The following is a 14578-nucleotide window of genomic DNA, read 5'->3' as shown; positions in this document are numbered from 1 at the left end:
GAGATCCGCATCGTGCTCACGCCGCCGACCGTAGACCTTCCATCCGACCGGAAGGTCAAGCACCCCCGCACCTTGATACTTGCGGATACATGCCGACCGGGTGCGGCGCTCGGTCACACCGGGCCAGCGGCGGTCTACCGCAAGCTATTGCATAAAAGTGCGTAACTGCGTATAGTCATGCCATCGACGAGGAGGGTTCCGATGGTGGTACGTGCAGCGGTGGCAGGGGCGAGCGGATACGCCGGTGGTGAGCTGCTCCGACTCCTGCTGGTGCACCCCGAGGTCGAGATCGGCGCCCTCACCGGGCACTCCAACGCCGGCCAGGCCCTCGGGCCGCTCCAGCCGCATCTGCGCCCCCTCGCGGGCCGGGTGCTGGAGCCGACCACCGCCGAAGCCCTCGCCGGGCATGACGTCGTCTTTCTGGCGCTGCCGCACGGGCAGTCCGCCGCCGTGGCCGAGCAGCTCGGGGACGAGGTGCTCGTGGTCGACATGGGGGCCGACTTCCGGCTGGCGGACGCGGGGGAGTGGGAGAAGTTCTACGGGTCCCCGCACGCCGGGACCTGGCCCTACGGGCTGCCCGAGCTGCCGGGCGGGCGGGAGGGGTTGGCCGGGGTGCGGCGGATCGCCGTGCCGGGGTGTTATCCGACCGCCGTCTCTCTCGCGCTCTTCCCGGCGTACGCGGCCTCCCTTGCCGAGCCGGAGGCCGTGATCGTCGCCGCGTCCGGAACCTCCGGGGCGGGCAAGGCGGCCAAGCCGCATCTGCTGGGCTCCGAGGTGATGGGCAACATGACCCCGTACGGCGTCGGCGGCGGGCACCGCCACACGCCCGAGATGATCCAGAACCTCAGCGCCGCCGCCGGGCAGCCGGTCACCGTCTCCTTCACGCCCACCCTCGCCCCCATGCCGCGCGGCATCCTCGCCACGTGCAGCGCGAAGGCGCAGCCGGGCGTGAGCGCCGAGGGGCTGCGGGCGGTGTACGAGAAGGCGTTCGCGGACGAGCCGTTCGTGGACCTCCTGCCCGAGGGGCAGTGGCCCGCCACCGCGTCGGTGTACGGCTCCAACGCCGTACAGGTCCAGGTCGCGTACGACGAGGCCGCCGGGCGGATCATCGTCGTCACCGCCATCGACAACCTCACCAAGGGCACCGCGGGCGGTGCCCTCCAGAGCATGAACATCGCCCTCGGACTCCCCGAGGACACAGGTCTTTCGACGATCGGAGTCGCACCGTGAGCGTCACGGCAGCACAGGGATTCTCGGCGGCGGGCATCGCCGCCGGGATCAAGGAGAGCGGTAACCCGGACCTGGCCCTCGTGGTCAACCACGGGCCCCGCCGCGCCGCCGCGGGCGTCTTCACCTCCAACCGCGTCAAGGCCGCCCCCGTGCTCTGGTCGGAGCAGGTCCTCAAGGGCGGCGAGGTCACCGCCGTCGTCCTCAACTCCGGTGGTGCCAACGCCTGTACGGGCCCCAAGGGGTTCCAGGACACCCATGCCACCGCCGAGAAGGCCGCCGAGGTGCTGGACGGCCACAGCGCGGGAGAAGTAGCCGTCGCCTCCACCGGGCTCATCGGCATCCCGCTCCCCATGGACAAGCTGCTCCCCGGCATCGAGCAGGCCGCTGCCGCCCTCAGCGAGCACGGCGGCGAGCAGGCCGCCATCGCCATCAAGACCACCGACACCGTGCACAAGACGGCCGTCGCGGGCGGTGACGGCTGGACCGTCGGCGGTATGGCCAAGGGCGCGGGCATGCTCGCCCCGGGCCTCGCCACCATGCTTGTCGTTCTCACCACCGACGCCGATGTGGAAGCCCCCGTGCTGGACGCCGCCCTCCGCGACGCCACCCGGACCACCTTCGACCGGGTCGACTCCGACGGCTGCATGTCCACCAACGACACCGTGCTGCTCCTCGCCTCCGGCGCCAGCGGCATCACCCCGGAGCAGGGCGCGTTCGCCGAAGCCGTACGGGCCGTCTGCGCCGACCTCGCCCGGCAGCTCATCGGGGACGCCGAGGGCGCCTCCAAGGAGATCCGGATCGAGGTGATCAACGCGGCCACCGAGGACGACGCCGTCGAGGTCGGCCGGTCCATCGCCCGTAACAACCTCCTCAAGTGCGCCATCCACGGCGAGGACCCCAACTGGGGGCGCGTCCTCTCCGCGATCGGCACCACCAAGGCCGCCTTCGAGCCGGATCAGCTCAACGTCGCCATCAACGACGTCTGGGTCTGCAAGAACGGCGGAGTCGGGGAGGACCGCGACCTCGTGGACATGCGCTACCGGGAGGTCAAGGTCACCGCCGACCTCGCCGCGGGCACCGAGTCCGCCGTCATCTGGGCCAACGACCTCACCGCGGACTACGTCCACGAGAACAGCGCGTACAGCTCATGAGCGCCGCGCGGAAGCACACCGCACTCCCGAAGGCGCAGATCCTCATCGAGGCGCTGCCCTGGCTGACCCGGCACAACGGCAGGACCGTCGTCATCAAGTTCGGCGGCAACGCCATGATCGACGAGGAGCTGAAGGCCGCCTTCGCCCAGGACGTCGTCTTCCTGCGGCACGCCGGGCTCAAGCCCGTCGTCGTGCACGGCGGCGGCCCGCAGATCAGCGCCCAGCTCGACAAACAGGGCCTGGTCAGCGAGTTCAAGGCCGGGCTGCGCGTCACCACCCCCGAGGCGATGGACGTCGTCCGCATGGTGCTCGCCGGGCAGGTCCAGCGCGAGCTGGTCGGCCTCCTCAACCAGCACGGCCCCCTCGCCGTCGGCATGACCGGCGAGGACGCCCACACCATCACCGCCACCCAGCACCGGCCCACCATCGACGGCGAGTCCGTCGACATCGGCCGGGTCGGCGAGATCACCGCGATAGACACCGGGGCCATCCAGGCGCTCCTGGACGACGGCCGCATCCCGGTCGTCTCCTCCATCGCCCGCTCCGCCGACGACCACCACGTCTACAACGTCAACGCCGACACCGCCGCCGCCGCGCTCGCCGCCGCCCTGAACGCCGAGACACTGATGGTCCTCACCGACGTGGAGGGGCTCTACGAGGACTGGCCCAACAGCGACGACGTGATCAGCCGCCTGACCGCGAGCCAGCTGGAGAAGCTGCTGCCCGAGCTGTCCAGCGGCATGGTCCCCAAGATGCAGGGCTGCCTCCACGCCGTGCGCAACGGTGTCGAGACCGCCCGGGTCATCGACGGCCGGGTGCAGCACTCGATCCTGCTGGAGATCTTCACCGACGAGGGCATCGGCACCATGGTCGTGCCCGACGCTCCCATCGCCGTACACACAGGGCCTGAACAGTCCGAACTGGGGGAATCATGACGACCGGCACCGGAACCGGAACCGAGGCCGCGGGACTCACCGCGCGCTGGCAGGGCGCGCTGATGGACAACTACGGCACGCCCCGCCTGCCGCTCGTCCGCGGGGAGGGCGCCCACGTCTGGGACGAGGACGGCACCCGCTACCTCGACTTCGTCGGCGGCATCGCGGTCAACGCCCTCGGCCACGCCCACCCCGCCGTCGTGGCGGCCGTCTCCACCCAGATCGCCTCCCTCGGCCACGTATCGAACCTGTTCATCGCCGAACCGCCCGTCGCCCTCGCCGAGCGGCTGCTCCAGCTCTTCGGCCGCGAGGGCCGGGTCTTCTTCGCCAACTCCGGCGCCGAGGCCAACGAAGCCGCCTTCAAGATCGGCCGGCTCACCGGGCGCAGCCACATGGTCGCCACCGACGGCGGCTTCCACGGCCGGACCATGGGCGCGCTCGCGCTGACCGGCCAGCCCGGCAAGCAGGAGCCCTTCCGCCCGCTCCCCGGCGATGTCACGCATGTGCCGTACGGAGACGTGGACGCCCTGCGCGCAGCCGTCACCACCGACACCGCACTGGTCGTCATCGAGCCGATCCAGGGCGAGAACGGCGTCGTCGTCCCGCCCAAGGGCTATCTGGAGGCGGCCCGGGAGATCACCCGGGCGACCGGCACCCTGCTCGTCCTCGACGAGGTCCAGACCGGGATCGGCCGCTGCGGCCAGTGGTTCGAGCACCAGGCCCACCAGAGTGTGGAGCCCGACATCGTCACGCTCGCCAAGGGGCTCGGCGGCGGTCTGCCGATCGGCGCGACCGTCGCGTTCGGCCCGGCGGCCGACCTGCTGAAGCCCGGTCACCACGGCACGACGTTCGGCGGAAACCCGGTCGCCTGCGCCGCCGGACTCGCCGTCATCGACACCCTCGCGGCCGACGGCGCGCTCGACAACGTCAAGCGGCTCGGCGAGAGGATCCGCGACGGCGTGGAGGCGCTGGGACACCCGCTGGTCTCCCATGTCCGCGGCAGTGGCCTGCTGCTGGGTATCGTGCTCACCGGACCCCTCGCACCGCAGGTGCAGCAGGCGGCCCAGGGAGCCGGCCTCCTGGTGAACGCGCCCGCCCCCGATGTCGTACGGCTCATGCCGCCGCTGATCATCGGTGACGCGGAGGTGGACGCGTTCCTGGAGATCCTGCCGGGCGCTCTCGACGCGGCACACGGGGACGGACGATCCGGAGCATGACCTTCCGGAGAATGAGGCGACGACGATGACCGAGGCGCAGGAGACCGAGCACGGCGGACCGTCCGTGCCGCAGACCCGCACCGCCCGCCACCGCCGGATCGTGGACATCCTGAACCGGCAGCCGGTCCGCTCGCAGAGCCAGCTGGCCAAGCTCCTCGCCGACGACGGGCTGAGCGTCACCCAGGCGACGCTCTCCCGCGACCTCGACGAGCTGGGTGCGGTGAAGATCCGCAACACCGGTGGCGAGCTGATCTACGCGGTGCCGAGCGAGGGCGGATTCCGCACCCCGCAGGCGCCGTTGGGCGGCTCCGCCAAGGAGGAGCGGATGCGCAGGCTCTCGGCCGAACTGCTCATCTCGGCGGAGGCCTCGGCCAACCTGGTGGTGCTGCGTACGCCGCCGGGCGCCGCCCAGTTCCTCGCCTCGGCCATCGACCAGGCCGAACTGCACGACATCCTCGGCACCATCGCGGGCGACGACACGCTGATGCTCATCAGCCGCGACCCCAACGGCGGCCAGGCGCTCGCCGACCATCTGCTGAGGCTCGCTCAGAACGACCGGTGAGCGGTGCCGTTCAGTAACGCGTGATCGCGGTCGGGCCCGTCGAGGTCCCGACCGCGATGTGCGGCCGCCGCTCCGGCTTCGCCCAGGCCAGGATCTGTGCCATCGCCTCCGCCGGGACCGAGACACACCCGGCCGTCGCCCCGCGCCCGTTCACATGCAGGAAGATCCCGGCGCCCCGGTTGCGTACCGGACGGTCGTAGTTGAAGCCGATCACCAGCGCGCGGGCGTACTGCGTGCCGTAGGTGACCAGGTGCTCGGCCTCGTCCGCCCGGCAGTCGGCGGGGCGCGGCTCCACCCAGCGGTTGTACGCGCGCGAGGCGTTGTCCTGGCACCACCAGGAGTCCTCGTTCACCTTGCGGTACGGATACCGCGTCCCCGCCGGGGCGTCCTCGATGCCGAAGGCGTACGGCAGGTCGAACAGGCCGGTCGGCGTGGTGCTGGTGCCCTGCTCGCGGGTCGCGCCCTCGGCCAGCCCGTTGGCCCCGAACCGCGCGGGCGCCGACCCCGCCTCCACCCACCGGCCCCCGCGCCGCTCCCACCAGGTCACCGTGCCCGTGGTGGAGGCGGTGTCCGGGGCCTCGGCGGTGATGAGCTGGGAGCCGCCGCCGGTGTCCGCCAGCCGGTACGGGAGGGGTGGCGGGGTGTCGGCGGGGGCGGCCCCGAGGGAGCCCAGGGCCAGGGTGAGGAGGACGGCGAGGGTCGGCAGAGGTCGGCGCATGCTCCGGACCGTACGGCCGTCGGGGGCGCGGCCCCACCGGACTGCTCCGTACGGCCCAGCGCACCCACCTGGGGGTGGAACCCTCCTGTGCACCGCCCTGAACTGCCGCTTTGACAAAACATACGGTGGACCGCATAGTTATGCCTACCAGTGATTGCACCGTAAGGAGAATCCCGTGACCGAGCGCGTCGTACTCGCCTACTCGGGCGGTCTTGACACCTCCGTCGCCATCGGCTGGATCGCCGAGGAGACGGGCGCCGAGGTCATCGCCGTCGCCGTGGACGTCGGCCAGGGCGGCGAGGACCTGGACGTCATCCGCAAGCGCGCGCTCGCCTGCGGTGCCGTCGAGGCCGAGGTCGCGGACGCCAAGGACGAGTTCGCCGAGGAGTACTGCCTCCCGGCGATCAAGGCCAACGCCCTCTACATGGACCGCTATCCGCTGGTCTCGGCCCTCTCCCGGCCGGCCATCGTCAAGCACCTCGTCGCCGCCGCGCAGAAGCACGGCGCCGGGACCGTCGCCCACGGCTGCACCGGCAAGGGCAACGACCAGGTCCGCTTCGAGGCCGGTATCTCCGCGCTCGGCCCCGATCTGAAGTGCATCGCCCCGGTCCGCGACTACGCGATGACCCGGGACAAGGCCATCGCCTTCTGCGAGGAGAAGAACCTCCCGATCGCGACCACCAAGAAGTCCCCGTACTCCATCGACCAGAACGTCTTCGGGCGCGCCGTCGAGACGGGCTTCCTGGAGGACATCTGGAACGCGCCGATCGAGGACATCTACGAGTACACCGCCGACCCCGCCACCCCGCGCGAGGCCGACGAGGTCGTCATCTCCTTCAAGGACGGCGTGCCCGTCGCGATCGACGGCCGCCCCGTCACCGTCCTCCAGGCGATCCAGCAGCTCAACGAGCGGGCCGGGGCCCAGGGCATCGGCCGGATCGACATCGTCGAGGACCGGCTCGTGGGCATCAAGTCCCGCGAGGTGTACGAGGCACCCGGCGCGATCGCGCTGATCACCGCCCACCAGGAGCTGGAAAACGTCACCGTCGAGCGTGAACTGGCCCGCTACAAGCGGCAGGTCGAGCAGCGCTGGGGCGAGATCGTCTACGACGGCCTGTGGTTCTCCCCGCTCAAGCGGGCCCTGGACGGCTTCATCAACGAGGCCAACCAGCATGTCACCGGCGACATCCGGATGACCCTGCACGCTGGCCGTGCCGTCGTCACCGGCCGGAAGTCCGAGGAGTCGCTGTACGACTTCAACCTCGCCACCTACGACTCGGGCGACACCTTCGACCAGTCCAAGGCGCAGGGCTTCATCGAGATCTTCGGCCTCTCGTCCAAGATCGCGGCCAGGCGCGATCTCCAGGCGTAGGCGCGACCTCGCCCGCACCCCTTCGTTGAACAGCCGCCTCCCCTCCCGTACGCGGCGGGGAGGCGGCCGCACATCCGCACCCCTGCCTTTTGAGGAGCACGCAGTGAGCAGCAACAACGGTGACGTCCGGCTCTGGGGCGCGCGTTTCGCCGACGGACCGGCCGAGGCGCTGGCCAAGCTGTCGGCCTCCGTCCACTTCGACTGGCGGCTCGCGCCGTACGACATCGCCGGCTCCCGTGCCCACGCGCGCGTCCTCAACAAGGCGGGCCTGCTCACCGAGGACGAGCTGACCCGGATGCAGGACGGGCTCGACCGGCTCGAAGCCGATGTCGCGGACGGCTCCTTCACCGGGACGATCGCCGACGAGGACGTCCACACCGCCCTGGAGCGGGGGCTGCTGGAACGCCTCGGCCCCGACCTCGGCGGCAAGCTGCGGGCGGGCCGCTCGCGCAACGACCAGATCGCCACCCTCTTCCGGATGTACCTGCGCGACCACGCCCGGATCATCGGCGGCCTGATCGCCGACCTCCAGGGCGCGCTGGTCGGCCTCGCCGAGGCCCACCCGGACGTGGCGATGCCCGGCCGCACCCACCTCCAGCACGCCCAGCCGGTGCTCTTCGCCCACCATGTGCTCGCGCACGTCCAGTCGCTGTCCCGGGACGCCGAGCGGCTGCGCCAGTGGGACGAGCGCACGGCCGTCTCCCCGTACGGCTCCGGGGCGCTCGCCGGGTCCTCGCTCGGGCTGGACCCGGAGGCGGTCGCCGCCGACCTGGGCTTCGAGCACGGTTCGGTCGCCAACTCCATCGACGGCACCGCCTCGCGGGACTTCGTCGCGGAGTTCGCCTTCATCACCGCGATGATCGGCGTGAACCTCTCCCGGATCGCGGAGGAGGTCATCATCTGGAACACGAAGGAGTTCTCCTTCGTCACCCTGCACGACGCCTTCTCCACCGGCTCCTCGATCATGCCGCAGAAGAAGAACCCGGACATCGCGGAGCTGGCCCGGGGCAAGTCCGGCCGCCTCATCGGCAACCTGACCGGCCTCCTCGCCACGTTGAAGGCACTCCCGCTCGCGTACAACCGCGACCTCCAGGAGGACAAGGAGCCCGTCTTCGACTCCTGCGACCAGCTCGAAGTCCTGCTCCCCGCCTTCACCGGCATGATGGCCACCCTCACCGTCAACCGCGAGCGCATGGAGGAGCTGGCCCCGGCGGGCTTCTCGCTCGCCACCGACATCGCGGAGTGGCTGGTGCGGCAGGGCGTCCCGTTCCGGGTCGCGCACGAGGTCGCGGGCGCCTGCGTCAAGGAGTGCGAGCAGCACGGCATCGAGCTCGACGAGCTCACCGACGAGCAGTTCGCGAAGATCTCCGAGCACCTCACCCCGGAGGTCCGCACGGTCCTCAATGTGCGCGGCGCCCTCGCCTCCCGCGACGGCCGGGGCGGAACGGCCCCCTCCGCCGTCGCCGTGCAGCTCGCCGAGGTGAAGAAGGACCTGGAGGCCCAGCAGGCGTGGGCCGACGCGCGCCGGTAGCCGTACTGCGCGGCCGGGGTGGCTTCCGGCGTGCGATGCGTGCCGGGGTGCGCCCGGCGTACGAGCGGTGACGCCGGACGCGTACGTACGGTGACGCCTGACGTGTACGTACGGTGTCGTCGGACGCGTACGTACGGTGTCGTCGCAGGTGTACGAAGGGTGTCGCGGGCTACGTTGACCGGGGTAGGAGTATCCGCAACCGACCCCGAGGAGCCCGCGATGCCCTTCACCGCCCTGGCCACCGCGACGACCCCGACCGCCCACATCGGACTGGGCCTCGCAGCCGTCGGGAGGCCCGGATACATCAACCTCCACCGCGACCGGGACCTCCCCGAGGGCCGGGACGCGGAGGCCCTGCGCGCCCGGACGCACGAGCTGCTGGACGCGGCGTACGCGCAGGGCGTCCGGTACGTCGACACCGCCCGCTCCTACGGCCGTGCCGAAAAGTTCCTGGGCGAGTGGCTGGCCGCCCGGCCCTCCTTCACCGACCTCGTCGTCGGCTCCAAGTGGGGGTACACCTACACCGCCGACTGGAGCACCGAGGCCGAGACCCATGAGGTCAAGGACCACGGCCTCGCGACCTTCGAGCGGCAGCGCGCCGAGACCCGCGAGCTCCTCGGCGACCGGCTCGACCTCTACCAGATCCACTCGCTCACCCCGGACAGCCCGGCCCTCGCCGACAAGGAACTCCACGAGCGCCTGGCCGCCCTGGCCGCCGAGGGGGTCGCCGTCGGCTTCTCCACCAGCGGCCCCCACCAGGCCGACGCCATCCGGGCCGCGCTCGCGCTCACGGTCGACGGCAACCCCCTCTTCCGTACCGTCCAGGCCACCTACAACGCCCTGGAGACCTCCGCAGCGCCCGCCCTCGCCGAGGCCCATGACGCCGGGCTCACCGTGATCGTCAAGGAGGGCATGGCCAACGGACGCCTTGCCGGGGACGAGGCGCCCGCCGTGTTCCAGGAGATCGCCGCCGACGCGGGGGTGGGCGGCGACGCGGTGGCCCTGGCGCTCGTCCTGCACCAGCCGTGGGCCGGGGTCGTCCTCTCGGGCGCCGCCACCGTCACCCAGCTCGCCGGGAACCTGCACGCGCCCGTCGTCGACCTGGACGAGGAGCAGCGGGCCCGGCTGGACGCCCTGGTGGAGGAGCCGGAGTCGTACTGGCGCCACCGGGCCGCCCTTCCCTGGCACTGAGAAGAGCCGCGCGGCTTCAGGAGCTCGTCAGCTCCTCAGGATGACGAGCTCCTGGGTCGCCCGGGTCATCGCCACATACCGGTCGACCGCCCCCTCCACGCCCGCACCGAACGCCTCCGGGTCCACGAGCACGACCAGATCGAATTCGAGCCCCTTCGACAGCTCCGGCGTCAGCGACCGCACCCGGGGCGTCGCCCGGAACGCCGGATCACCGATGACACACGCGATCCCCTCCGCGTGCCCGGCGAGCCAGGTGTCCAGGACCGACGCGAGATCCGTTACGGGGCCGTGGACGACCGGCAGGCCGCCCGAACGGATCGAGACCGGCACGTTGGCGTCCGGCAGCACGGCCCGGATCACCGGCTCGGCCTCCGCCATGACCTCCTCGGGCGTCCGGTAGTTGACGGTGAGGGAGGCGAGGGCCACCCGGTCGAGCCCCACCCGCTCCAGCCGCTCCTGCCAGGATTCGGTGAACCCGTGCCGGGCCTGGGCGCGGTCCCCGACGATGGTGAAGCTCCGCGACGGGCACCGCACCAGCAGCATCTGCCACTCGGCGTCGGTCAGCTCCTGGGCCTCGTCCACGACGATGTGCGCGAACGGCCCTGCCAGCCGGTCCGGTTCGGTCCCGGGGGACGCGGCCGGGTCGACCAGGGTGTCCTTCATGTCCTGACCGTGCAGCATCACCAGCGCGCCCTCCTCGTCGGCATCGGCGTCGGCCAGGGTCTCGTCCGCGAGCAGCGCGTCGATGACCTGGTCCATGCTCGCGCGCTCGGCCGCCGCGGCCGCCTTCCGGAGGCGCCCGCGCCGCGCCGCCTCCGGGTCGCCGACCCGCTGCCGCGCCGCGTCCAGGATCGGCAGATCGGCCACCGTCCAGGCCTGGGCGTCCGCGCGCCGCAACAGCCGGACCTCGTCCCGGCTCAGCCAGGGAGCGCACTTGCGGAGGTAGGCGGGGACCGACCACAGGTCACCGACCAGATCGGCGGCCTCCAGCAGCGGCCACGCCCGGTCGAAGGCGGCGCGCAGCTCCCTGTCCTGCCCCAGCGACGTGCGCAGCAGGTCGAGAGGGACGCTTTCGCCGTCGTGCTTCTCCACCAGGAGGGTGAGCAGCTCCTCCCAGACCTGGTCGCGCGCCTCGTTGTGTACGGCCCCGGGTCCGGCCGCCCCGAACGCCACGGCCCAGTCGGCGGCGGTCAGCCGGACCTCGGACCAGGGAGTCGTGAGGGTCAGGGGTTCGGTGGGCGGCTCCTCGTAGAACCGGACGGCCTCCTCCACCGCCCGCACCAGCCCCGCCGATGACTTCAGCCGGGCCACCTCCGGATCGGGTTCGGCCACCGCCGTGGCGCCCTCCTCCACCAGATCGCGCAGGGTGCAGGTCCGGACCCCCTCCTCCCCGAGGCTCGGGAGCACATCGGAGACATACCCCAGGTAGGGCCGGGACGGGCCGACGAACAGGACCCCGCCCCGGCGGTGGCTCAGACGGGGGTCGGAGTACAGGAGGTACGCGGAGCGGTGCAGGGCCACGACCGTCTTTCCCGTGCCCGGCCCGCCGTCCACGACGAGGGCGCCCCGGGAGCCCGCCCGGATGATGGCGTCCTGGTCGGCCTGGAGGGTGCCGAGCACGTCACGCATCCGGGCCGAGCGGTTGGCGCCGAGACTGGCGATGAACGCCGACTGGTCGTCGAGCGCGCCATGTCCGGCGATGGCGTCCGGGGCGAACACCTCGTCCCAGTAGTCGCTGATCCGGCCGCCGGTCCAGCGGTAGCGGCGGCGGCTCCGCAGGCCCATCGGGCGGGCGTGGGTGGCGCCGAAGAACGGCTCGGCGGCGGGGGAGCGCCAGTCGACCAGGAGCCGGCGGCCCGTGCTGTCGGTGAGGCCGAGCCGGCCGACGTACACGGGCTCGGAGCCGTCCTCGCCCACCATGTGCCCGAGGCAGAGGTCGAGGCCGAAGCGGCGCAGGGTGCGCAAGCGGGCGGTCAGCCGGTGGATCTCGGCGTCCCGGTCCATCGCCTGCCGTCCCGTGCCGCCGGGCGCCCTGCGCTCCGCGTCCAGGCGGCCGGTCAGCTCGGCGATCGACTCGTCCAGGGACCGCGCGAGGGCCGCGAAGTGTTCCTCGTCGGCGGCGATCAGCGCCGGGTCGGCCTTGGGGGAGAGATGGTCGGGGAGGTGGAAGGCGCTGGTGGGGAGAGGGGTCACGGTGCCTGTTCCGTTCCGGGGGTACGTGCGGGCCGTCGATTCTGCGGCATATGGGGGGTCTTGCGGCAAGACCCCCCACCCGCTATAACTTGAGAGTGGCAAGGAGTGGGTTCACCTCCTGCCGATCCCGCCGCTCGAAGGACGCCAGGCTCCTCGCGGCTCATCTATGCACCTCACGTACCGAGTGCCCGTGCGCCTCGTGCACCCTGTGTGCCTCGTGCGCCTTGTGCGCCTCTTGTACCGACCCGACTGGGCCCCAGTAGGCCTGTCACATTTCTCGATGAGACGATTATGTCTCACATGGGTTATCGTCGTCTCATGACTCTCGACCGTGAGCAGGTCCTGCGCAGCGCCGCCGCCCTGCTGACCCACAAATCGACCGCCACCATGGACGAGGTCGCCAAAGCGGCGGGGATCGGCCGTGCCACCCTGCACCGCCACTTCGCCGGGCGCGACGCGCTGGTGAAGGCGCTGGAGAATCTGGGCCTCCAGGAGTTCGAGGCGGCCCTGGACGCCGCCCGGCTCGACGAGGACACCTCCGAGGAGGGGCTCCGTCGTCTCATCGCGGCCGTCGAGCCCAGCGCCGGTCTGCTCTCGTTCCTGGTCAACGAGAACCAGCTCTTCGAGGGTGACCAGGTCAACGAGGGCTGGAACCGGGCCGACGCCCGGGTCTCCGCCTTCTTCCGCCGCGGCCAGGAACGCGGCGAATTCCGTATCGACCTCACCCCCGCCTGGCTGACCGAGGCCCTCTACGGGCTCGTCGGCACCGGCGCCTGGTCCGTCAAGGCGGGGCGGGTCGCCGCACAGGACTTCCAGTACATGATCGTCGAGCTGCTGCTCGGCGGAGCCCGCCGGAGCGTGGAGCAGTGACCAGCATCGACCAGCACCCGAAGACCACGGACGAGGTACGCCGCCCGGGGCGGTGGATCGCGCTCTCCGTGCTCGTCCTCGCCGTGCTGCTGGTGGCCGTCGACGCCACCGTCCTCGGCCTCGCCACCCCCTTCCTCAGCGAGGACCTCGCGCCCACCGGCAACCAGCTGCTCTGGATCGGTGACGTCTACTCCTTCGTCATCGCCGGTCTGCTCGTCTCGATGGGCTCCCTCGGCGACCGCATCGGCCGCAAGAAGCTGCTGCTGATCGGTGCCGTGGCGTTCGGCGCGGTCTCCGTGCTCAACGCGTACGCGACCACGCCCGAGATGATGATCGTGGCCCGGGCGCTGCTCGGTGTCGCGGGCGCCACCCTGATGCCGTCCACCCTCGCCCTGATCCGCAACCTCTTCCACGACCCGCGCGAGCGCAGCCTCGCCATCGGTATCTGGGGTGCGGCCGCATCGGCGGGCGCGGCCGTCGGCCCGGTCGTCGGCGGGTTCCTGCTCGAACACTTCTGGTGGGGTTCGGTCTTCCTGATCAACCTGCCGGTGATGGCCGTGCTCGTGGTCGTCGGCGTCAAGCTGATCCCCGAGTCCAAGAACCCGGCCCCGGGCCCGTGGGACATGCTCAGCGTCGGGCTCTCGCTGTTCGGCATGATCGGTGTCGTGTACGCCATCAAGGAGACGGCCTCGCACGGGGTGGGCTGGGGCCCGGCCGCGGCCGCCGTCCTCGGCGCCGTCGCGCTCACCTGGTTCGTCCGCAGACAACTCCACCTGCCCGCACCGTTGCTGGACATCCGGCTCTTCCACCACCGGGGCTTCTCCGGCGCGGTCCTGGCCGACCTGCTGACCATTCTCGGCCTGTCGGGTCTGGTCTTCTTCCTCTCCCAGTTCCTGCAACTGGTCCAGGGCCGGGGGCCGCTGGAGGCCGGGCTCGCCGAACTGCCCGCCGCCATCGGCGCGGTGACCGCCGGTCTGCTGGCCGGATTCGCCGCCCGCCGGTTCTCGGTCCGCTCGGTCGTGGCGGGCGGACTCGGCGCGGTCGGGCTGGCGCTCGGCTCGGTGACCCTGCTCGACCAGCACACCGGTTACCCGCTGCTCGGCTCCATGCTGCTGATCGTCGGCGTCGGCGCCGGGTTCTCCTTCACCGTCACCGCCGACGTCATCCTCTCCAGCGTCCCGAAGGAGCAGGCCGGTTCCGCGTCGGCCGTCTCGGAAACGGCGTACGAGCTCGGCGCCGCCCTCGGTATCGCCCTGCTCGGCTCCATCGTCACCGGCGTCTACCGGGGCTTCCCGACCCCGGCGGGCATCCCCGCCGATGTGGCGGGGGCGGCCCACGAGTCGCTCGGCGGAGCCGTCGAAGCGGCCACCGCGCTCCCCGCCGCCCAGGCCGGGCCGCTGATCTCGGCGGCCCAGGAGGCGTTCGTCGAGGGGATGCGGTCCGCCGCCGGTGTCGGGTCGGTGGTGCTGCTGGCGGCAGCCGTCGCCGCCTGGTTCCTGCTGAAGGGCCAGAAGCTGGAGGACGGGGTCGAGCACCCGTAGTCCGTACATGGGGAAGGGGCCGCCCCCCCCCCGACGGGGGGCGGGGCCCGCCCCCGGACAAGCCGTA

12 protein-coding genes are annotated in these 14578 nt (G+C 71.7%); 10 read left to right on the top strand and 2 right to left on the bottom strand.

Annotated features, from left to right (window positions below):
• The first annotated feature begins 201 nt into the window (after positions 1-201).
• The 5 genes from argC to ACFW9Z_RS30300 are packed head-to-tail and all read left to right on the top strand — an operon-like array spanning position 202 to position 5095.
• Positions 202-1230, top strand: coding sequence for an N-acetyl-gamma-glutamyl-phosphate reductase (gene argC, locus ACFW9Z_RS30320; protein ID WP_384645797.1), 1029 nt, complete (start codon positions 202-204; stop codon positions 1228-1230).
• A complete protein-coding gene (gene argJ, locus ACFW9Z_RS30315) occupies positions 1227-2381 on the top strand; it encodes a bifunctional glutamate N-acetyltransferase/amino-acid acetyltransferase ArgJ (protein WP_384645796.1) in 1155 nt (384 codons plus the stop codon). Before argC ends, argJ begins: the two co-directional genes overlap by 4 nt.
• Positions 2378-3316 carry an acetylglutamate kinase gene (gene argB / locus ACFW9Z_RS30310; RefSeq protein ID WP_384645795.1) on the top strand — a complete coding sequence of 313 codons (939 nt, stop codon included), beginning with the start codon at positions 2378-2380 and terminating at the stop codon, positions 3314-3316. The genes argJ and argB overlap by 4 nt, the downstream gene beginning before the upstream one ends.
• Positions 3313-4533: an acetylornithine transaminase gene (locus ACFW9Z_RS30305; protein WP_384645793.1), complete on the top strand. Its 1221-nt coding sequence runs from the start codon at positions 3313-3315 to the stop codon at positions 4531-4533. The genes argB and ACFW9Z_RS30305 overlap by 4 nt, the downstream gene beginning before the upstream one ends.
• A 25-nt stretch (positions 4534-4558) precedes the next feature.
• The gene (locus ACFW9Z_RS30300) at positions 4559-5095 is read left to right on the top strand and encodes an arginine repressor (protein WP_019764598.1); all 537 of its coding nucleotides are present in this window, start codon (positions 4559-4561) and stop codon (positions 5093-5095) included.
• A gap of 10 nt (positions 5096-5105) precedes the next feature.
• On the opposite strand, the gene ACFW9Z_RS30295 is transcribed toward ACFW9Z_RS30300, so the two are convergent.
• A complete protein-coding gene (locus ACFW9Z_RS30295) occupies positions 5106-5813 on the bottom strand; it encodes a L,D-transpeptidase (RefSeq protein WP_384645791.1) in 708 nt (235 codons plus the stop codon).
• Positions 5814-5988: 175 nt separating this feature from the next.
• Here ACFW9Z_RS30295 and ACFW9Z_RS30290 point away from each other — a divergent pair, with 175 nt between their 5' ends.
• The 3 genes from ACFW9Z_RS30290 to ACFW9Z_RS30280 all read left to right on the top strand — a co-directional run bounded on the left by ACFW9Z_RS30290 (position 5989) and on the right by ACFW9Z_RS30280 (position 9907).
• Positions 5989-7185: an argininosuccinate synthase gene (locus ACFW9Z_RS30290; RefSeq protein WP_384645790.1), complete on the top strand. Its 1197-nt coding sequence runs from the start codon at positions 5989-5991 to the stop codon at positions 7183-7185.
• Positions 7186-7288: 103 nt separating this feature from the next.
• On the top strand, positions 7289-8716 hold the full coding sequence (gene argH / locus ACFW9Z_RS30285) for an argininosuccinate lyase (protein ID WP_384645789.1): 1428 nt from the start codon (positions 7289-7291) through the stop codon (positions 8714-8716).
• Between the two features lie 219 nt (positions 8717-8935).
• Positions 8936-9907, top strand: a complete 972-nt coding sequence (locus ACFW9Z_RS30280; RefSeq protein ID WP_384645788.1) for an aldo/keto reductase — start codon at positions 8936-8938, stop codon at positions 9905-9907.
• A gap of 27 nt (positions 9908-9934) precedes the next feature.
• On the opposite strand, the gene helR is transcribed toward ACFW9Z_RS30280, so the two are convergent.
• Positions 9935-12100, bottom strand: coding sequence for an RNA polymerase recycling motor ATPase HelR (gene helR, locus ACFW9Z_RS30275; RefSeq protein ID WP_384645787.1), 2166 nt, complete (start codon positions 12098-12100; stop codon positions 9935-9937).
• 318 nt (positions 12101-12418) lie between these two features.
• On the opposite strand from helR, the gene ACFW9Z_RS30270 reads away from it, so the two are divergent.
• Entirely contained in the window at positions 12419-12970 is a 552-nt protein-coding gene (locus ACFW9Z_RS30270; protein ID WP_084744971.1) for a TetR/AcrR family transcriptional regulator, read from the top strand.
• Entirely contained in the window at positions 12967-14511 is a 1545-nt protein-coding gene (locus ACFW9Z_RS30265) for an MFS transporter (RefSeq protein ID WP_384645785.1), read from the top strand. Before ACFW9Z_RS30270 ends, ACFW9Z_RS30265 begins: the two co-directional genes overlap by 4 nt.
• The last annotated feature ends 67 nt before the right edge of the window (positions 14512-14578 follow it).

Origin of the sequence: Streptomyces sp. NPDC059452 (genome assembly GCF_042750035.1) — a bacterium.
In the GTDB taxonomy this organism is placed as follows: Bacteria; Actinomycetota; Actinomycetes; order Streptomycetales; family Streptomycetaceae; genus Streptomyces.
Note: the sequence above shows the minus strand (reverse complement) of the source record. Positions and strands in the feature narration are given on the sequence as shown.

What these genes read in the sequence shown, in the direction of transcription:
- argC (WP_384645797.1), top strand. Translation starts at nt 202, where the DNA reads ATGGTGGTACGTGCAGCGGTGGCAGGGGCGAGCGGATACGCCGGTGGT.
- argB (WP_384645795.1), top strand. Translation starts at nt 2,378, where the DNA reads ATGAGCGCCGCGCGGAAGCACACCGCACTCCCGAAGGCGCAGATCCTC.
- ACFW9Z_RS30305 (WP_384645793.1), top strand. Translation starts at nt 3,313, where the DNA reads ATGACGACCGGCACCGGAACCGGAACCGAGGCCGCGGGACTCACCGCG.
- ACFW9Z_RS30300 (WP_019764598.1), top strand. Translation starts at nt 4,559, where the DNA reads ATGACCGAGGCGCAGGAGACCGAGCACGGCGGACCGTCCGTGCCGCAG.
- ACFW9Z_RS30295 (WP_384645791.1), bottom strand. Translation starts at nt 5,813, where the DNA reads ATGCGCCGACCTCTGCCGACCCTCGCCGTCCTCCTCACCCTGGCCCTG.
- ACFW9Z_RS30280 (WP_384645788.1), top strand. Translation starts at nt 8,936, where the DNA reads ATGCCCTTCACCGCCCTGGCCACCGCGACGACCCCGACCGCCCACATC.
- ACFW9Z_RS30270 (WP_084744971.1), top strand. Translation starts at nt 12,419, where the DNA reads ATGACTCTCGACCGTGAGCAGGTCCTGCGCAGCGCCGCCGCCCTGCTG.